Source organism: Bacillus sp. T2.9-1 (assembly GCF_950097965.1).
GTDB lineage: Bacteria > Bacillota > Bacilli > Bacillales > Cytobacillaceae > Niallia > Niallia hominis.
This window is the reverse complement of the sequence record NZ_CATNHG010000075.1, coordinates 70,765-91,034: the sequence shown is the minus strand read 5'-3', so window position 1 is coordinate 91,034 and position 20,270 is coordinate 70,765. Positions and strand designations below refer to the sequence as shown.

At 34.8% G+C, this 20,270-nt stretch carries 20 protein-coding genes and 1 other annotated feature; of the genes, 2 read left to right on the top strand and 18 right to left on the bottom strand.

The window, feature by feature from the left end:
- Nucleotides 1–49: 49 nt before the first annotated feature.
- Nucleotides 50–224: a binding site (T-box leader), on the bottom strand.
- A gap of 74 nt (nt 225–298) precedes the next feature.
- The 15 genes from recO to rpsU all read right to left on the bottom strand — a co-directional run bounded on the left by recO (nt 299) and on the right by rpsU (nt 13,081).
- Nucleotides 299–1,054, bottom strand: a complete 756-nt coding sequence (gene recO, locus QQZ16_RS06535; RefSeq protein WP_235248001.1) for a DNA repair protein RecO — start codon at nt 1,052–1,054, stop codon at nt 299–301.
- Nucleotides 1,055–1,087: 33 nt separating this feature from the next.
- Nucleotides 1,088–1,231 (bottom strand): YqzL family protein, encoded by a 144-nt coding sequence (locus tag QQZ16_RS06530; RefSeq protein WP_065429142.1) that lies wholly within the window; start codon nt 1,229–1,231, stop codon nt 1,088–1,090.
- A gap of 191 nt (nt 1,232–1,422) precedes the next feature.
- Entirely contained in the window at nt 1,423–2,337 is a 915-nt protein-coding gene (gene era, locus QQZ16_RS06525; protein WP_031536609.1) for a GTPase Era, read from the bottom strand.
- On the bottom strand, nt 2,327–2,728 hold the full coding sequence (gene cdd / locus QQZ16_RS06520; RefSeq protein WP_031536608.1) for a cytidine deaminase: 402 nt from the start codon (nt 2,726–2,728) through the stop codon (nt 2,327–2,329). Before cdd ends, era begins: the two co-directional genes overlap by 11 nt.
- 506 nt (nt 2,729–3,234) lie before the next feature.
- Nucleotides 3,235–3,633, bottom strand: a complete 399-nt coding sequence (locus QQZ16_RS06515; RefSeq protein ID WP_031536607.1) for a diacylglycerol kinase family protein — start codon at nt 3,631–3,633, stop codon at nt 3,235–3,237.
- On the bottom strand, nt 3,611–4,081 hold the full coding sequence (gene ybeY / locus QQZ16_RS06510; RefSeq protein WP_031536606.1) for an rRNA maturation RNase YbeY: 471 nt from the start codon (nt 4,079–4,081) through the stop codon (nt 3,611–3,613). The genes QQZ16_RS06515 and ybeY overlap by 23 nt, the downstream gene beginning before the upstream one ends.
- A gap of 12 nt (nt 4,082–4,093) precedes the next feature.
- Nucleotides 4,094–6,265: an HD family phosphohydrolase gene (locus tag QQZ16_RS06505; protein WP_235247998.1), complete on the bottom strand. Its 2,172-nt coding sequence runs from the start codon at nt 6,263–6,265 to the stop codon at nt 4,094–4,096.
- Between the two features lie 302 nt (nt 6,266–6,567).
- The gene (locus QQZ16_RS06500) at nt 6,568–7,533 is read right to left on the bottom strand and encodes a PhoH family protein (protein WP_031536604.1); all 966 of its coding nucleotides are present in this window, start codon (nt 7,531–7,533) and stop codon (nt 6,568–6,570) included.
- Entirely contained in the window at nt 7,530–8,723 is a 1,194-nt protein-coding gene (gene yqfD / locus QQZ16_RS06495) for a sporulation protein YqfD (protein ID WP_284561208.1), read from the bottom strand. Before yqfD ends, QQZ16_RS06500 begins: the two co-directional genes overlap by 4 nt.
- 14 nt (nt 8,724–8,737) lie before the next feature.
- Complete coding sequence (gene yqfC / locus QQZ16_RS06490; RefSeq protein WP_016202973.1) at nt 8,738–9,022, bottom strand: sporulation protein YqfC; 285 nt, start codon at nt 9,020–9,022, stop codon at nt 8,738–8,740.
- A gap of 225 nt (nt 9,023–9,247) precedes the next feature.
- Entirely contained in the window at nt 9,248–9,700 is a 453-nt protein-coding gene (locus QQZ16_RS06485; RefSeq protein WP_031536602.1) for a hypothetical protein, read from the bottom strand.
- 24 nt (nt 9,701–9,724) lie between these two features.
- A complete protein-coding gene (gene floA, locus QQZ16_RS06480; protein ID WP_031536601.1) occupies nt 9,725–10,726 on the bottom strand; it encodes a flotillin-like protein FloA in 1,002 nt (333 codons plus the stop codon).
- On the bottom strand, nt 10,726–12,066 hold the full coding sequence (locus tag QQZ16_RS06475; protein ID WP_446715447.1) for an NfeD family protein: 1,341 nt from the start codon (nt 12,064–12,066) through the stop codon (nt 10,726–10,728). The genes floA and QQZ16_RS06475 overlap by 1 nt, the downstream gene beginning before the upstream one ends.
- 380 nt (nt 12,067–12,446) lie before the next feature.
- The gene (locus QQZ16_RS06470; RefSeq protein ID WP_235247986.1) at nt 12,447–12,890 is read right to left on the bottom strand and encodes a GatB/YqeY domain-containing protein; all 444 of its coding nucleotides are present in this window, start codon (nt 12,888–12,890) and stop codon (nt 12,447–12,449) included.
- Between the two features lie 17 nt (nt 12,891–12,907).
- Nucleotides 12,908–13,081: a 30S ribosomal protein S21 gene (gene rpsU, locus QQZ16_RS06465; protein ID WP_003152957.1), complete on the bottom strand. Its 174-nt coding sequence runs from the start codon at nt 13,079–13,081 to the stop codon at nt 12,908–12,910.
- A gap of 343 nt (nt 13,082–13,424) precedes the next feature.
- On the opposite strand from rpsU, the gene QQZ16_RS06460 reads away from it, so the two are divergent.
- Nucleotides 13,425–14,342 (top strand): Na/Pi symporter, encoded by a 918-nt coding sequence (locus tag QQZ16_RS06460; protein ID WP_284561206.1) that lies wholly within the window; start codon nt 13,425–13,427, stop codon nt 14,340–14,342.
- Nucleotides 14,343–14,737: 395 nt separating this feature from the next.
- Here QQZ16_RS06460 and QQZ16_RS06455 read toward each other — a convergent pair whose 3' ends face one another.
- Both QQZ16_RS06455 and QQZ16_RS06450 read right to left on the bottom strand, forming a co-directional pair.
- Complete coding sequence (locus QQZ16_RS06455; protein WP_031536596.1) at nt 14,738–16,519, bottom strand: ABC transporter ATP-binding protein; 1,782 nt, start codon at nt 16,517–16,519, stop codon at nt 14,738–14,740.
- Nucleotides 16,509–18,266, bottom strand: coding sequence for an ABC transporter ATP-binding protein (locus QQZ16_RS06450; RefSeq protein WP_284561205.1), 1,758 nt, complete (start codon nt 18,264–18,266; stop codon nt 16,509–16,511). The genes QQZ16_RS06455 and QQZ16_RS06450 overlap by 11 nt, the downstream gene beginning before the upstream one ends.
- A gap of 447 nt (nt 18,267–18,713) precedes the next feature.
- Between QQZ16_RS06450 and QQZ16_RS06445 the strand changes: the two genes are divergently transcribed.
- Nucleotides 18,714–19,499 (top strand): AraC family transcriptional regulator, encoded by a 786-nt coding sequence (locus QQZ16_RS06445; protein WP_031536594.1) that lies wholly within the window; start codon nt 18,714–18,716, stop codon nt 19,497–19,499.
- 80 nt (nt 19,500–19,579) lie between these two features.
- Here the strand turns inward: QQZ16_RS06445 and deoC are convergent, their stop codons facing one another.
- On the bottom strand, nt 19,580–20,245 hold the full coding sequence (gene deoC / locus QQZ16_RS06440; protein ID WP_031536593.1) for a deoxyribose-phosphate aldolase: 666 nt from the start codon (nt 20,243–20,245) through the stop codon (nt 19,580–19,582).
- Nucleotides 20,246–20,270 lie beyond the last annotated feature (25 nt).

The window sequence follows — 20,270 nt, the reverse complement described above, 5'->3', positions numbered from 1 at the left end:
TTAAATTTAGAAACACAAAAAAACTCTCGTCTCTATGCCAAATTTTTGACATAGGGACGAGAGTTAACCCGCGGTTCCACCCTATTTGCTGTATACATACAGCCACTTTCATACGCAGTTGCTCCAAGAACGCCTTCCTTAATACTCATGCACTTGGCTTTCACTATCCCAAGCTCGCTTTTCATGAGGAGAAATAAGTACTACTTTCTTTTCAACGCAACACTCTTATTTACATGAATAATAGCGAAATTTTTTTTGATTGTCAACCTTGCAACCAATTGGAATCAAAATTTAGTTCTTATGTAAAAGCATCTCCCAATTTTTTCATGGATTGGATAAATTTTTTAGATTTCAAATATAACCCTGAATATTCTTCATAATAAGCATCAATAATCATACTAAGTTCTTTCTTTGTCGTATCTTTTACTGAAATACTTCCTAGTCGTGATATATCCATAAAATAAAAAATCCGGAGAAGCTTCACAGTAGCCTGAGAAATTTTATAATGATATGGATCTTTTTCCAAGCATTGATGACAGACCAATCCTCCTTCTCGTATGGAAAAAGAAAAATGGCCTTCTGTTGCTCCACAAAAAACACAACGATCTAATGTTGGATATAATCCCAAACCGTTTAACATTTTTAATTCATAAATGTTCACTAGAATTTCCGGGTCAAATTCTTCATTCATATAATTCAAAGTTTGAAATAATAATTCGAAATGAAAAGGATTTGGCTTTTTTTCATCTGTACATTTGTCAGTAAGCTCTACTATGTAGCTTGCATATGCGGTAAGAAAAATATCCTCTTTTAATCCACGCATGCTAGAAATAATATCGCCCTGCTGCAAAAGACCTAATCCACTACTACGCTGAACGAGAAAATAGCCATAGACAAAAGGTTGGGTTACAGCAGAAAGTCTGCTGTTTGGCTTTTTTGCACCTCTTGCCATAACCCCAACCTTTCCCCATTCTCTTGTAAAGAGAGTAACAATTTTATTTGATTCACCGTAGTCAATTGATCTAATAACAATTCCTTCACACTTTTCCAGCATCACCATTCACCATCCCTTACTATAAGGACAGCGCTATGAGATGGGATAATCAAGTTCTGCTAGTTCCTCTTCTTGCATTCCTGGTATTTCATGATTAGTCTTTTCTAATTCTTTAAAGAGTAGATAAGTATCAATGTTACCTGTTTTGGAAAAAACTTTCCAGGTAAAGTCTAACATGTAAAACCCCACCTTTCGATTTTAACTAGCTGTTTATAACTTTAATCTTATCATAGCCTGTCTTTATAAAATCATGAGACGAAAATATTGTTAATTGATCGCATGTATAATTTTTTAATACCTATGAATTCAAACCATGACGGTTTTTGCAGGTCGAGTAAAATATATCTATTCGCTAAAAAAACAACTAATTAATATTCGTCTTCTCTAAAGCCGAAGTCACGGAGCTGTGTCATTTTATTACGCCAATCTTTTTGCACCTTTACCCATAACTCTAAGTAAACCTTATTTCCGAGAAGATTTTCGATATCTGTTCTCGCTCTTTTTCCAATCTCTTTCAGCATGCTTCCTTGTTTACCAATAATAATCCCTTTTTGAGAATCACGCTCAACGATGATTGTTGCCATTACATTAATAACATCGTTTGGTTTTCTCTCCATTTTCTCAATGACGACTGCAAGGGAGTGAGGAATTTCCTCTCTTGTTAAATGAAGTGCTTTTTCTCTTATTAATTCTGAAACAATAAAGCGTTCTGGATGATCGGTTACTTGATCAGCCGGATAAAACTGTGGTCCTTCTGGCAAATATTTTTTTATTTGCGTTAATAATGTTTCCACATTATTTCCCTCTAAAGCAGAGATAGGAATAATCTCTTTAAATGGATATTTTTCTTTATATGATTCAATAATCGAAAATAATTGATCTGGATGAATTGTATCAATTTTATTAATCACTAAAAATATCGGCGTCTTAACTGTCTGGAATTTTTCAAGAATAAATTCTTCGCCTTTTCCAAATCCTTCTTCCGCATTAACCATGAAGAGGATTAGATCCACTTCTTTCAACGTATTTTGGGCTACCTTCATCATAAAATCACCAAGTCGATGCTTTGGCTTATGAATTCCAGGTGTATCAATAAATATGAGCTGGGAATCATCTGTTGTTAATACACCTTGAACTTTATTTCTCGTCGTTTGTGGCTTGTCGCTCATTATGGCAATCTTTTGGCCAATTACGCGATTTAAAAACGTAGATTTTCCTACATTTGGTCTTCCGATAATGGATATAAATCCTGATTTATGCTCTGATTGGTTATTAATGTTCATGTAAATCCTCCGGTGAAAATGCTCCTGGCAATAATTCTGCCACAGTTAATGTTTGTATGTCGCCTTTTAAATTTGTCAATACTACTTCCATGTCTTTAGGACACAGCTCAGAAATTACTTGTCTGCAAGCCCCACAAGGAGAAACAGGTCCCTCTGTATCAGCAATAACGACAAGCTTCTTAAAGCTAGTATCACCTTCTGATACCGCTTTAAACAAGGCTGTTCTTTCCGCACAGTTTGTCATACTATAGGCTGCATTTTCAATATTACAACCATGATAAACGGTTCCATTTTCGGAAAGAAGCGCCGCACCTACCTTGAATTTCGAGTAGGGAACGTATGCTTTCTCACGAGCAAGCTTAGCTTCTTCTATTAGAAGTTCTTTTTTCATGTAAACCCCTCTTTTCCTTTGCAGTTTTTTATTTCCATTTTGCAGTTAACATTTGGGTGTATAAATAGACGCTTAAATGGCGGCGAGTTGTCAATTGTCTCGACTCACTTACCATTTTTTTGGTAAAGCTTTATCTTAAAATAATATCTTACATTTAGTTATCCCTTTGTAAGAAGGAATATATTAGCCTTCAAATTATTTTAAAGAAAAGTATCAACGTTTACAAACTTTCGTATCAATTGACCCTATTTACTATGTACTGTCTTAAAATTATATACTAATTTGTATTTACAATAAAGGGGCAGAAGTAAGGAGTTTGTCGCTTATTGTTTGTTTTGGCTAGATGGCCAAGTATTAGAATTTTACTGCCTGTATTTGTCTATAGCAATATCTTTATTAAAAGCCTAAAACAAAAAGGCTATCAAAAAAACTAGACCAAAAGCCAAATGCATTCTTTAGCTATTTTTCGTCTAGTTTTACTAGATAACCACTCTGTTTTTATTTTTTTAGCCGCCCGTAATAGCTTCCACTATTTTTGGAATAAAAATGATTCCACCGACTATAACAGAAAGAATCGCTGCTACAAATACAGCACCTGCAGCTATATCCTTAGCCTCTTTTGCCAATGGATGGTATTTATCGGTAACAAGATCTACCACGCGTTCAATGGCTGTATTTATTAGTTCTAAACTTATTACTAAGCCAATACAAAAAGCAATAAACAGCCACTCTTGTTTTGAGAGATCATTTATAATCCCTAATACAATGACAAAAATCGAAATAACCAAATGAATCTTTACATTTCTTTCTTGTTTAATAGCGGTTAATATTCCTGATATAGCTAAGCGAAAGGAGGATAATTGACTGTTTTTGCGAATTCTTTTATCTTTGTAATCCGAATTCATCTAAAATATCCTTTTGAAGAGTAAACATTACTTCTTCTTCTTCCTTTGTCATATGGTCATATCCCAATAAATGCAAAAATCCATGAACAGATAAAAATCCAAGTTCTCGCATATAAGAATGACCATATTCTTTTGCCTGCTCCTCCGCTTTATCAATGGAAATGACAATATCTCCTAACATTCTAGGAAGTCCTTCGCCAACTAATGGTGTCTCCCCTTCTCCTAATTCCTCAAGTGCAAAAGAAATAACATCTGTTGGTTGGTCTTTTTCTCTATATTCCTTATTTATTTCTTGAATTTGATCATTATGGACAAAAGTGATTGACAACTCAATCTCTCCCTGCAGATTTTGTTTTTTCGCTGCAAATTGAAGAAGTTCATGAATTTTGGTTATTTCACTTTCCTTTATTTTTTCCGTTTCATCAATAAAATCAATCTCTAAATTCATATTCTACTTCCTTTACTTTTTCATTTCAGGATATTCGATTCGTGAATGAAAAATCCCTTTTAGTGTTTCGCTCAATGTATTTCGAACAATATCTAATTCCTTCAATGTTAAATCACATTCGTCTAATTGTCCATCTTGCAAACGGTCAGAGATAATGTTTTTAATTAAAGAATCAATTTGGTCTGTTGTAGGAGCATTCATGCTTCTAACTGCGGCTTCCACACTATCTGCAATCCCAATAATGGCTACTTCTCTTGTCTGTGCCTTTGGGCCAGGGTAACGGTAATCACTTTCATTTACCTCTCCACCCTTTTCTTTTGCTTTAAAATAAAAATATTTTAATAACGAAGTTCCATGATGCTGTTCCGCAATATCGACTATTTCCTTCGGAAGCTTGTATTTTCTTAACAATTCAGCGCCATCTGTGGCATGGGCAATAATAATATTTTTACTTGCCTGTGGTGGAATACGATCATGGGGATTTCCCATATTCATTTGATTTTCAATAAAGAAGTGTGGTCTTTTTGTTTTACCTATATCATGATAATAACAGCCCACCCTTGCTAGTAAACCATTAGCTCCAATTGCTTCACAGGCAGATTCCGCTAAATTGGCAACCATAACACTGTGATGATAGGTGCCAGGCGCTTCTGTTAAAATTTTACGTAAAAGCGGATGATTTGGATTTGATAGCTCAATTAACTTGATTGTAGAAAGAACACCGAATCCTGTTTCAAGGAAAGGAAGAAATCCAATTGTTAAAACAGCGGAACTTATCCCTGAAATTATTGCCAGCAATATAAAAACACCATATTCCTTTGCACCATAATGACCATTTTGCAAATACAATATCGCTAATATGGTAACAATATTGATGAAAGAAATAAAGAATCCTGCATAAAGAATATTGGTACGTTGATTTCTTTTGTTTAGAAAGAGTATTCCTGCTAAACCACTTGCGATAATGTAAATACCCATGCCTACATTAAAAGTTCCAGCGACCCCTTCATTAAACATAATCATTCCACATATCGCAAGGATAATCGTTACCAAAATGGCTGATTTTTCTTCCATTAATATTTTTATTAGCATAACCGCCATCGCCGCCGGAAAAATATACCCGATTTCCGTATATTCAAACTGCTGAAATACACTTATTGTTTTCATCAGTACGATGGTTACACTTAATATGATAAAGAACATTAAATAGAATAGAATATTTTTCTCCGTTTCCTTTGTTGTTCTTTTAAATATATAAAAATATAACAACGAAAGTATTGCTAAAATAATGATACATAGACCGATAAATGGTTGAATCGAATTATCACTATCTAACAAACCAACAAGTTCAAGCTGTCTTTGAATTTCTCTGCTGATCAATTGTCCCTCTTCCACCAAAACCTGCCCTTGAAGGACCCTTATCGACTCTACATTATCCACTGCTTGTTGACGCATTTCCTCTGTTGCTGTCGGATCATAGAACTCATTTTGAATGATTGCAAACCTACCTAGATCAATACTTGCGCTCTTCAAATCAGATGTCAAACCATCATTGACTTTTAAAATATCCTCTACTCTTTTTTTAGCATTTTCTACTTCATCTGACGGAATCTTTCCGTTCATCACTGTATGTATTGCTGTAACTGTAATATCTTTTGCTATTTCTAATTGATCTTCTGAATAAGGAATAAGGGATTTTAAAGATCGATCCATAATTTCGTTCGTTACTTCATTTGTTAGCTTTCCTTTTAGCAACTCGAGCTTTTCATCAACAGTTGGTTCTTTTATTGACTCCTTATCTTTATCGTCTTCTTCCGCTTTTTTTCGTTTTTCTTCTAATTCTTTCTCTACTTCATTATTTACTTCTGTAACAGAATCAAATATGGAAGATATTAAATCGACACGATTTTGTGCAATTTCCTTATTTACAACATATACATCCTGTACCTGGTTTTTCGCTTCTTCTTTCTTTTTCTCCGTACTTTCCTTATCTTCTACCGTTATTGGTGAACGAATCGTTTGATCTGCTACAGAAAAAAGCTGCACATTTAATTTTTCTGGCTTTACGTTTCCATAGAGGGTAAAGAATAAAATGACACCAATAAGAACAAAAAGAGTTATTTTAAAAAAAGTGATATTCATTAGTTTGATTAAATTATTACTTATTCTCTGCCAAATGTTCATATTTACCTCCTATCGTTAAAAAATAGGTTGATTTGCTTTCATATTCTCATCTTGAACCTATTTCTTCATCCTTAACCTATCTAGTTGTAACTTCTTACTATGCAGTTGGTTTGAGGCTTAACCTGCACTTTCTATATAGATAAGTAAAGCCGCTATCGCATTAGAAAAAAACTTATGATATGTAAAATGATAACAGTTTTTTCGATTGTTTTCACCCTTTTTCGAAATAATTCATGTTTCTTAAAACTTAAACAAATAAAAAAAGAACAATCCCCTAAGTAATGAGATTGCCCCTTTGAATGTTAATTTTCCTGCTTTCCATATGCATTGATAATTTTTCCAACTAGCGGATGTCTTACAACATCGCTCTCTTCTAATTGTACTAAACCTATTCCGTTCACTTTTTGCAAAATTTGTTCTGCAACCACTAAACCTGATTTGACACCTTTTGGCAAATCTATTTGTGTTTTATCACCAGTAATCACCATCTTGGAACCAAATCCAAGTCTTGTTAGAAACATTTTCATTTGTGCATTGGTTGTATTCTGGGCTTCATCCAATATAACAAATGCATCATCCAATGTTCTACCACGCATATATGCGAGTGGGGCTACTTCAATCGTGTTTCGTTCAATTAAACGTGTTGTATGCTCCATACCAAGGACATCGTGCAGTGCATCATATAACGGACGTAAATACGGATCCACTTTTTCTTTAAGATCTCCCGGCAAGAACCCTAAGCTTTCGCCAGCCTCAACAGCAGGTCTGGTTAATATGATTCTATTCACTTTACCGCTCTTTAAAGCATTTACTGCCATTACAACGGCTAAATACGTCTTCCCAGTACCTGCAGGACCAATACCAAACACTAAATCATTTCGTCTAATAGATCGGATATACTCACTTTGACCAATCGTTTTTACTCTAATGGATTTTCCTTTAACCGTTTTGGCTATTTCTTCATCGTATAATGACCCGAAGTATTCGAGTGTCCCTTTCTTTGCCAAAGAAATCGCATATATCACGTCTCGTTGACTAATTGACACACCCTTTCGGATGACTTGTAAAAGTTTCTCAACAATTTCTCCAACAAGCTCTATCGAATCAGGACTTTCAGAAGAAACAAGCAGCGTTTCTCCTCTTGTTACGATGTTACAATCTAATTCTTTTTCAAGTACTTGCAGATTGCTATCTCCATTACCAAGTAAAGCAATAGCTTCGTTTGGATCTTTCAATTTAACATTCATCGTTTTTAAATCTTCTGTCATTCTGTATCTCCTTGAGTTAGAGGTTGTGCTTTCGCAATGTTTTCTATTGTTGTAAAAGCTATATTTAGTTTTACTTTACCATTCTTTATATCGCGTTGTAAAATTTTTTCTTCCTTAATTTTCCCATCTTCACCAATTCGTTTCAATATATCCTTCCTCGCATCTTCCTTTCCTTTCTTTACAGCTTCTTTCTCACTATATCCTCTTTTTACGATTTCCTTTTCTCGATACGTTTTATCGACAACCTTAATTGGTAACTCCCATTTAAAAAACTTAACGTTCGTTTCATTCTCCTCTTTTTCATACTCCTTATACTCCATTTTCCCAAAACCCCATATTGGGATATTCCACTTACCAAGCTTTATATAAAATTTTTGCTTTTCTTCTCCATTAAATACTTGGAACGTTGTTTCTAAAGGAACTGTTACTTCTGTCGTATACCATACTTCGCCCCATACTTTCCCTTTAGCAGAAACATTTTTGGTATGATCTTCCTTTCCTATTGTGCCAGCAACTAATAATTGTCCTTTTCTTACCACTTCATTAAGTGTATATTGTTTCGTACCAGATTCCACAAAATCTGTTACGATTGTCGCTTTTTTCGTTGCCACTAAGTTTTGTGGTCCCACTTCTTCTTTTTTCTCGGGTTCATTTTTTTCCACAACTTGAAAATGATAAGTTGTCCCTTTTAGCTCCACACCAATCCATGTAATTGCATCAATATTATTCGTTAATTCCGCTTGGATTTCATCTAATTCTTTTGCAAAAAATTGAGACTTCCCAATTTTAATATCCATCTTATCAAGCTGCTTACGTATCTGATATTCTGTTGCTGGATTCGCTCCTTTAATTTCGATTCCCCAAACCATATTTGATAAGGCAATAACTAATCCAAGAAAGAGGAAAATCCCAATAACAAACCCACTGTTCTTCCACAATCTTTTATATAGAAATGGAGCTCCAGCTCTGCGCTGAAACTCTATTTTTATTCCGCTGCCTCTCACTAAATGACGAAGTCGGTGAACTTTTTTCAAACTAATTTGAAAAGTTACAGCATGCGGTCCATGTTTCTTTACGTTCCAGACAGAAATATCATTTTTTAATAGCCTATTTAAAAAGCGTTCCAATCCTTTGCCTGTAGCTTTCACTGTAATTATCCCTGATATATATTCTAGCCAATGATTTTTCATATTTTCCTCCCAAATCATTCATTTATGTATAAAACTTGATCAATTTTTCCTTCTAATAATATTTCTTCTGGTAATATTGTTTTAATAACAAATCCTTTTCCTTTAATAAGGAGTTGACCTTGTTTTAGAAGCAGACGCAATTCTTTATCTGAAAAGGTTATTAATCCACGGTGGTTCTCTACATAAATATGTATTTGTCCAATCATTGTGATTCTAGGTAAGTCCATCATGACATCTTGAGGAAGTTCTAAATTTTTAATCATCCAGTTCCGCAAGTTGTGTCCCCACTTTTTAGCCATAAAAAAAGAACCCCCCTTTCCTCTCTTTTATGAGATTCTCTAGGTAGACGGTACACTTTCTTACACTTACTATCATCATATTCAGGGAGATTTACATTATGCTAAGAAAAACAGAGATACCTCTACGCTTTTTTAGAGGATATTTTCATCTCATCTATTTATTAAACTAAAAAAGAGTTATTACCACGCAGAAAAAAGACTGCATGGTAATAACTCTTCATTTTTTTAGACCCTATTCTTTCCTTTACGGTGCATGGATGCTCTATGCGGGTTTCTTGCTCTAGGAGCACTTAGAACTTCAGAAAACACTACCGCTTGAATAACATTATCCTTCGTAAACAGCCCTTCAGCATCAGCACTGTCTTCCTTTTTTGGGAGAGGTGATTGAACCCCTCTACTCCTTTGCTTTTCCATCATCTTAATCTTCTTCTGTAAGCTTGCATTTTCTCGATGTAGCCTTTCTAACTCAGAAAGGGGATTCTCTTTCTCCACTGCTTTCTCCACTGCTTTTTTCGCCTTTTCAGGGACCCTCAGAACGGTTGATTCTCTGTTCCTTTCCGTCTTTACAGGCTTAGGTATCTGTGGTCTTTTTGGCTTAGGAGCCTGTTTTTTACTATTATCAAATAAAGAAGAGAAGAGAAAAGCTGCAATCGCTATGATTATTCCGATAAATTCCAAATTTTCTCCCTCCCTTTTTTAAAGTTACTCATTATCATCTTTATTTTTTTGATCATCTGACAATTTGCCAATGGAGCCTCTCATTTCCGTATCAGCAGTAATATTTTGTAAATTCATATAATCCATTACGCCGATATTTCCTGAACGCAATGCATCAGACATAGCCATTGGTACTTCTGCTTCTGCCTCCACAACCTTCGCACGCATTTCTTGTACTTTTGCTTTCATCTCTTGTTCTTGGGCAACAGCCATCGCTCTGCGCTCTTCCGCTTTTGCTTGCGCGATTTTCTTATCTGCTTCTGCTTGCTCTGTTTGTAATTCAGCTCCGATGTTTTTGCCGATATCCACATCCGCAATATCAATCGACAGAATTTCAAAGGCAGTCCCGGCATCTAGGCCTTTTGATAAAACAGTTTGAGAAATCATATCTGGATTTTCCAGAACTTTTTTATGATTACTTGAAGAACCGATCGTAGAAACAATACCTTCGCCAACTCTGGCTACAATTGTTTCTTCACCAGCTCCCCCTACTAGTCTTTCAATATTAGCACGAACTGTAATTCTTGCTTTTGCTTTTACCTCAATACCATCCATCGCTACACCAGCAATAAATGGTGTTTCAATTACTTTTGGATTAACACTCATTTGAACAGCTTCTAATACATCACGTCCTGCCAAATCAATAGCAGCACATCGTTCAAATGATAGTTCAATGTTCGCTCGATGTGCAGCGATTAATGCATTTACAACTCTATCTACATTCCCGCCAGCAAGATAGTGGCTTTCTAATTGATTAATCGTTACATTTAAGCCAGCTTTATGTGCTTTAATCAACGGATTAACAACTCGACTAGGAATAACCCTTCTTAAACGCATCCCTATTAACGTGAAAATGCTAATTCTCACTCCTGCTGCTAAAGCAGAAATCCATAGCATTACAGGCACAAATGTTAATAGCACCCCTAACAAAATAATTGCTAATACTACTACAATAATCCAAAAAATTTCAAATCCGCCTACTAACATTACTCATCCTCCTTAAGTATATCTATCGGTAGTATTTCTCTAACTACAATTCTTGAACCTTCTGCTTTTACAATTTTTACTTTCTTCTCTTTATCAATAAAACTTCCCTCACTTACTACATCGATTCTTTCATCGTCAACAAGGACCACTCCAGCAGGACGTAATGCAGTTAGGGTCGTACCTATTTTTCCAATCAATTCCTTGCGATTTTGATTGGAAACATACCCACTTTCCGTGTTGGTTGAGTCGGTTAATATAATTTTTCTAAAGAATTTCATTTTTCTACCAAACACCTTTACTAATAAGATAGACGCAATAATGGAAACTCCTATTGCGATTAAAAGACTTATCCCGATTACTGCAATATCTCCACTCGCAAGAAACATACTTGCAATTACAGCAATAATCCCTATCGCTCCTGCTATTCCTCCAACAACAAAGAATTCCAGTATTATCAAGAGTATACCTATAACAAAGAGAATAAGACTTTCATATCCAGCAAGGCCTGCAACTAGATGCCCATAGAAAAATAATAACAATGCAGAAAGCCCCGCAATTCCGGGTAAGCCAAAACCAGGTGAATATAACTCAATTATTAACCCTAGACTCCCAATTGACAATAAAATAGGAATAATAATTGGATTTGTTACAAATCTTGCAATTTTATCTGCAAAGCTTTCATCTACTCTTTCTACCTTCGCATTCTGTAAACCAAGTTCTTCAAGTAGTTTATCTAAATTATCGACTGTACCATCCGAATAGTTTACCTCTTCTGCTTCTGTTGAAGTTAAGGTTAAAAAGGTCCCTTCTTCTTTCATTCCAGGAATGGCTATAGATTTATCAGCCATCGCCATTGCATAAATTGGATCTCTTCCTTTCTTCTCTGCTGCTCCCTTCATTGCGGATATCCAGTAAGATTGCGCTTTTTCATCTGCTGCATTTCCTTGTCCGTCAATAACGCCAGACGATCCTATCCTGCTTCCCTCCACCATATAGATTTTATCGGTATTTAATGCAATATAGGAACCTGCTGAAATAGCATCTTGATTAATATAGGTTATGGTTTTAACATCCGTTTCAGAAATTCTTTTTCCTATTTCAATAGCAGCCGAAACATCTCCGCCAGGTGTATTCATATCAAAAATAATCGCACTAGCTTGATTTTCTTCAGCTTCCGTTATGGCTCGATTTATAAACTCACTTAAACCTTTTTCAACAGTGTTTTTAATCGGCACAACATACACGACTTCTTCGTTATTCGCACTGATTACACTAGGTATTATTGATAGTAAAAAGATAAAAAGAAGAGAAAGCAATAATCGTTTCTTATGTCTTCTCAGAATTCTCCCTCCTTCCCCAAACGTTTTAGTATTTAAAACACTATGGCTATGTATACGTTTCATTTTAAAAAAAGTTTCATTTTAATTTATATTTTTTTAAAGACTATCTTCATTATATGTTTTTTAGTTTAAGATAAAACAGTAATCTTCTAAAATTACTTCAACATTAAAAGAAAGCACTTCGTTCAAATAAATAAAAGGGGGTTTTTTCTTTGTCCTCCACTGAGTTAGATGAACTACTTTGCCTTAAGGGCTTTTGACACACCCATCTTCCGAGAATGTTCATCAGATTACAATTGATTCTTATTCTACTGAGAGCAGGGAAAGTAGATGTAAAAAGGCTGCAGACATAGTCTGCAGCCTTTAAAACATAAACTTATTTATGAAAGGTGTTGTTGTACAAGTTTATTTACTAGTGAACCGTCTGCTTTTCCTTTTACCTTAGGCATTAAAGCAGCCATCACTTTTCCCATTTCTTTCTTTGAAGAAGCACCTGTTTCATCAATTGCTTGTTTCACAATTTCAGATAGTTCCTCTTCTGAAAGTTGTTCAGGCATATATATTTCAACATGTTTTAACTCCGCACGTATTTTGTCAACAAGATCTTCACGACCTGCTTTCTCAAACTCATGGAGGGAGTCTTTGCGTTGTTTTACTTCGCGAGAAAGGACAGATAACTCGTCTTCTTCAGAAAGATCTCTACCAAGCTTAATGCTTTCATTCTGAATGGCAGCCTTAATCATTCGAATCACAACTAGTTTATCTTTTTCTTTGTTTTTCATCGCTTGCTTCATATCATTGTTTAAACGTTCGAGAAGACTCAATTTTGCTACACCCTCTCTTAGAACTTACGTTTTCTTGCTGCTTCTGATTTTTTCTTACGTTTCACACTTGGTTTCTCGTAGAATTCGCGCTTTCTAGCTTCCTGCAAAGTACCAGTTTTTGATACTGAACGTTTGAAGCGACGAAGAGCATCTTCAAGCGATTCGTTTTTACGAACGACGGTTTTAGACATTCTCTTTCCCTCCCTCCGAACACAACACACTAACATCAACATGGTTTCCATGTACCTTGACATTATAATATATCAAAGTGACAAGGTCAACCGTATTTGACCTAGTTAGACAAATTGTTTTAAAAAAAACGTAAAAAAAGGGTGTTTTATACAATAATCAGCCCTTTTCTCCCTCCATTCCTTTCTCGTCCTTTATTTTTCCCTCTATAGGTCATTATAAACATATGTCATGACAAGAACTTATATAAGTAACTTATGCTACCTTCTCCATCATTTATTTAGCCGCAGATGACATGTCCACAGCCTTTTCTTCATATAGTTTTCATAGAGGAGGAAATATATAATGATTTATCTTATACTTTTTATCGTTCTTATCCTATTATTTATTTTTGGGATGACCCTTTTACGGACAGGTTTATTTAATTTATCTTCCAAATCTCTTAAAGGCTTGCTCGAAAAATTAACAGATAAACCTTGGAAAGGGTTAATTATCTCGATTTTAATTACAGCATTACTCCAAAGCAGTGCTGCCGTAATGGTGCTTACGATTGGGCTGATTTCCGCCAGAGTTTTATCCTTTCCTCAATCCATTGGCATTATTTTAGGAACCAATATTGGGACCACATTAACAACTGAATTCATCACTTTCAACATCAATGATTATTTACTTCCGCTTGCTATCATCGGTGTCCTATTTATGATAATTAACAAATCCCAATTAAGAAGTATTGGATTCATATTATTCGGAATTGCTACTGTATTTACAACGATGCGTGGATTTAAATATTTTGCAGGGATGATTGAAGACCATCCCCTTTTAAACACTTTTTTTCTACAATTAGCTGATCAACCTATTATTGCTCTTTTAGTTGGCATTGGCGTTACTGCCTTGATTCAATCGAGCACGGCAACAATTGGGATTATGATGGGTTTTTTAGTGGCCGGCATGCTTCCAATAGAAATTGCTATAGCCATTATGCTTGGCTCTAATATCGGCACATGTATTACTTCTTATTTAGCATCAATAGGAACAGAAAAAAGCTCAAAGCTATGTGCATATGCTCATATTTGGCTAAATATAGGAGGAGTTATTCTATTCTATCCTTTCATTGACATATTAGCAGCTACCGTTAAAAATATGACTGCTGACATCGATGTTCAACTTGCCCATGCAAGCCTTTTATTTAATGTCCTATCTTCCCTACTTGTTCTACCCTTTGCCGAGCGTTTTGGCAAATTAATAATGCGTATACATAGCTGAAATTTTGCTTATTTTCTTGATAATAGAGGAGGCTTAGACAAAACTAAATTGTCTATCTGTAAATAATCAATCGGCGAAACCAATTCATTCCATTGCGATACGTCGCGCGATGAACGAGGCATTTTGACTTAACTAATGGAGAATACTGAAACAGCAATTTAACCATAATTATTGGTAGCCCACTTTTAAATTGGGTATTTTCATATGTTTTCCGAGGAGATAGCACTCCTTTGGAAAGCGAAGTGTATTTTAGGCTGTTGATATTACTATCCCAACTTTACTGAAACAGCCTTTTATAAACTGATTAAAAACCCGCCCCCCAACCATACGAAACGCTTGTATGGTTGGGGGGCGGGTTTATTTATGACCGAAATACTTATGTCCCAGTCTCTTTTTCACATAACTTTAAGTAAATCATATTGTGATTGATATAAATGATAATATAATCCTTTTAAAGCCATTAGCTCGTCATGGGTACCTTTTTCCGCAATTCTTCCTCCATCTATATAGAATATTTGACTGCTATTTTTAATGGTCGATAAGCGATGAGCGATAATAAAAGAAGTTCTTCCCTTTAGTAATTCCGTTATCCCTTCTTGTAGAAGCTCCTCTGTTTTGGTATCAATACTACTAGTCGCTTCATCTAAGATCAATATTTTGGGATTTGCTAAAAGTGCCCTTGCAAAGGATATTAATTGTCTTTGTCCTGCTGATAAAGTACTGCCTCGTTCTTCAACAACCGTATGATATCCATCCTTTAGATCTTTAATGAAGTCATCTGCCCTGACAATTTTAGCCGCTGTGATTATTTCATCTTCTGTTGCATCCAATTTTCCATAACGAATATTATCAAGGATTGTTCCTGAAAATACAAAAGTGTCTTGAAGCATTACCCCCATTTGAGAACGCAGTGATTTCAATGTGACATCTCGTACATCGATATCATCAATTTTTACGCTTCCTTCATTAACATCATAGAACCTGCTAAGTAAATTTATAATGGTTGACTTTCCTGCACCAGTTGGTCCTACTAAAGCAATGCTTTCTCCCGCATTAATATGGAAACTGACATCGTTTAGAATGTTTTTCCCTTCTTCATAACGGAAAGATACATGATCAAATGTTACGTTTCCTTTAATAGTCGGCATTTGAATGGCTTTAGGATTATCTTTAATATCTGGCTCTACATCTAGCGTTTCAAAAATTCGTTCTAAATAAGCAGACGCTGTAATAAGCGCATTATAAAAGTTCCCCATATTAATTACTGGATTCCAAAAGTTATTTACATAGCCAATAAAAGCAACAAGTGTACCTGTACTAACATCCACCCCAATCTGACGGATTCCTACAAAGTAAATTAAACTTGTTGTCAACACAGAGATGTTTTGTACACCTGGCCAGAGTAGAAACTGAATGGAAACAGCCTTCATCCAAGAGGTTCGGGTTTCATTGCTCACTTCATCAAATATTTCATAATTCTCATCTTCTCTTGCAAATGATTGTGTAATCTTAATCCCTGCAATACTTTCATGAATATATGCATTCATGTTGGATTGTTTGTTACTTAACACTTGATATGCTTTTCTTTGCATATTTTTAATAACCCATACCAATATTCCTAAAATAGGGAGCAGAGCTAAACTGTATAATGTTAATTTAGCATCAATCGCAAACATAAAAATCAAAGTAATAATAACACTGATAATATCTGAGATTAGATTAATTAATCCGTTGCTTAATAAATCACTAAGTGTATTAATATAGTTAACTACTCTTATTAATATTTTTCCATGTGGACGATTATCAAAATAAGAAAAAGGTAACTTTTGCAAATGCTGAAAAATATCCAAACGCATATCCTTTAAAATATTTTGACCGATACGTGTAATCCATTGAATTCTATAACGCATACATATTCCAATAACGATAAGGGATAACAAAAATAGTATACTAAGTCCAATTAATAGCGGAATATTTTTATCTGGGATAATTTCATCGATTGCTATTTTCGTAAAAAATGGACCGAGCATCCCTGCAACATTGGCAGTTAATATGATCAGCAATGTAATAAACAATGCCTTTTTATAAGGTTTAATATATGCACCGATACGTTTATAGTGACTCCAGTTAAATTCGGTTTCTAATTCTTCATCAACATTAAATTTATTACGGGCCAATGGTTGCTCCCCCTTCTTCCTGCTCAACTAGTCCTAGCTGCCTTTTATAAACATCGTAATACAGCCCTTTTTTCGCTACAAGCTCCATATGCGTACCCTGCTCTTTCACTTCCCCTTTGTCGAGAACTAAAATAAAATCCGCATCTCTTACAGAAGAAATTCGGTGTGCAATAATGAAGGTTGTTTTATCTTCGGTTAGCTGATTTAATTCCTTTTGGATTTTACTTTCTGTTTCCATATCTACCGCAGAGGTTGTATCGTCCAAGATTAAGATGGATGGATCTTTTGCTAATGCTCTTGCTAAGGAAATCCTTTGCTTTTGTCCGCCTGATAGACCAACTCCACGCTCTCCCACAATGGTATTGTAGCCCTCGGGCATTCTGACGATAAAATTATGAGCATCTGCTATAGCAGCAACTCGCTGTATCTGTTCTATATTCAAAAATGGCTTTCCAAAAGAAATGTTTTCTTCAATTGTATTTGAGAATAAGAAGATATCTTGCATAACCATGGAAATCTGATCACGGAGCTTTCGTACAGGCCATTCTTTTGCATTTACGTGATCAATTAATACTTCCCCTTCAGTCGGATCATAGAATCTGGCAATCAAGTTAACTAGTGTAGATTTACCTGACCCTGTTTCCCCTAATATTCCAACCGTTTGTCCTGGTCGGACTGCAAAGGACACATTTTTTAATATTTGCGTTTCTGGATCATCAGAAAACGCAAAGGAGACATTTTTAAACGTTACGTAGCCGGAAATTTTCTTCGTTTGCTTTCTTTCTTCCACTCTAATCTGTGGTTCTGTTTTTAATAAATTTCTTATTTTTACACAAGATGCATTAAAACGCTGTACATCATTTATTAACCATCCGCTCATTCGCATTGGCATATTTAATAACCACATGAATCCATTAAAAGCAACTAAATCCCCAATTGTCATGCTTCCTTGAATAACAAATAATCCGCCTAGCAATAATGTGATAACAGCGAGCATACCTGCAAAGCCATCTAACCATGGTAAGTATTTTTTTGACACATTGGCAGAATCCAGATTACGCTTTTGATAATCATTATTGAAATGATTGAACTTTTCAATTTCGTATTCTTCCCGCGAAAATGCTTTGACTACTCTGTTCCCACTAATATTTTCTTCTACCATTGAATTCAGCCTTGAAAAACTTTCTCTAATTTCTAAAAATACTGGGTGTGCTGCCCTGGACATTTTTTGTGTAAAAATAAAAATAATTGGCGTGACTGCAACTAATCCTAAAGTTAATTTCCAATCAATATTCATCATTACGATAATAGCTACAACAAACCAAACGACACATTCGGCTATGTTATAGCATACCCATGAAACGAAATGACGTATGGCGTCCATATCCCCCGTCATTCTCGCCATAATATCTCCCACTCTATTATGATTAAAGAAATCAAAATCAAGCTCTTGAAGCTTCTTATACATGTCTTGCCTGATATCAAACTGTGCATCCTGACCAACTTTTTCATATAATAATTGGTATATGTAACGGGTAACGGTTCTAATAAGTGTTGCTCCTACCATCGCTAACAGAATTGGAACTAAAAGTTGTACTTGATTATTCTCAATGACTTCATCAATTAGCCTTCCACTTAATATAGGAATAATCACTACAAAAAGATTTGCCAATAAAATCAATGTTGCGGTAATTACTTTTTTCTTATTCTTCTTTACATAACTCCAAATCCATTGATAATTATTCAATAGGAATCTACACTCTTTCTTTTTTAATTTGTTTACTTCAAAAATGATATTTGCAAAGACATCTTAATATTCGTATAAAACGAAATTCACTACGTAAAATCAATAATATCTCTCAAAACAAATATAAGGGGGTATACAAAACTTGAATTCGTTTTCATGTCTTTCTCATCTCTCCCATCTTTTTATAGCATTGCTGAGTCCATTGTTATGCATAGGCTATTTATCTTTCATATCCTTTTTGCCATTTTGTTAGCTAACAAATCCTCATACGCCATTTGAATAAAAAATGTGCAGTCTCATTATTAGTATAGTAAGACTACTTATAGGGCAATAAGAAATAAAGATTCCTTTCTTATTACAGATTAATTTTAGTCATCACTGATTGACGTAACTAGTACTTAAATTGTATAATTATGGACAAAATTTGACTTGAAAGGAGCATATTGAATGTTATATTATCAATCTAATTATTTTGGACAAAATGGAGATTTTGATCGTATTTCGGCAACCAATCCCAATATCCTTCCACATTTTCATCGAAGTATGGAGCTTGTAATGGTCGATGAAGGGACACTGAATCTTACAATCCAAAATAAAACCTATACCCTTCACAAAGGAGAAAGCGCTTTCGTTCTTTCGAATCAAATACATAGTATGCAAAGTAAAAATAAAAACCATGCCTGGATTTATGTCTTTTCTCCAGAGTTTGTTAATCAATTTTTTCAATTAAGCAAAAATAAAGATTTAATCGAACCTATATTCCGCTTACAGCCCGGTATTAGTGAGATGATTAAGGAGATATTAATGACTAATAAAAGCTCGATGATAGCCAAAAAAGGTGTCCTTTATTTGATTTGTGCTGAATTGTTAAATCAAACAACCTTTAAAGAGGAAGCAAGAAGAGATGAATATTTATTACATGATTTACTGAATTATATCCAAAATCATTTTACCGAGGAGCTTTCATTAAAAGATTTATCACAAAAATTTGGCTATGACTATTCCTACCTATCTAGATTTTTCACAAAGATACTGAAAGTTCCGTTCGTTGATTTTCTTAATGGACATCGTGTCACATTGGCATCTCAATTATTAAAAACTACGGATAGCAAAATTACAGAAATTGCCGATATAGTCGGATATCGAAATATTCGTAGCTTTAATCGTAATTTCGAAAAACTTATGAATACAACTCCGAGTAATTATCGAAAAATTTATTTGGAAAATTATTAGTATTACATGCCGTTTGAATGAAAAAAACCTTAGAGAAAACAATTCTACGTTTTCTCTAAGGTTTTTAAAAAAAAGGAATATTAATAATCACTGGTGCTCGTTAAACCATTAACGATTGCAACACCAGAGCTTGCTCCAATTCTAGTTGCTCCAGCTTCAATCATTTTCGCTGTATCTTCGCTACTGCGTACCCCTCCAGATGCCTTTACACCTACACTCGGTCCGACAGTTTTTCTCATTAATGCAATGTCCTCAACTGTTGCTCCACCTGTGGAGAAACCAGTAGATGTTTTAACAAAATCAGCGCCAGCTTCTACTGCTAGTTTACAAGCAATCTCTTTTTCCTCATTAGTTAATAAGCTTGTTTCAATAATAACTTTTGATAACGCCTTGCCTTTTGCAGCATTCACTACTGCTTTTATATCTTCTTTTACTAAATCATAATTTTTATCCTTTAATGCACCAATATTAATAACCATGTCTACTTCTGTAGCACCGTTTTTAATGGCATCCTCTGTTTCAAATGCTTTCGTTGCAGAAGTGGTTGCACCTAAAGGGAAACCGATCACTGTACATACTTTTACTTCTGTTCCATCAAGTAATTCACTAGCAACTTTCACCCATGTTGGATTAACACAAACGGAAGCAAATGTATATTGCTTTGCTTCTTCACAAAGAGTAACAATTTGTTCTTTCGTTGCTTCAGCTTTCAATAAAGTGTGATCAATCATTTTAGCAATGTTCATTATGATTCTCCTTTGATATATGTAC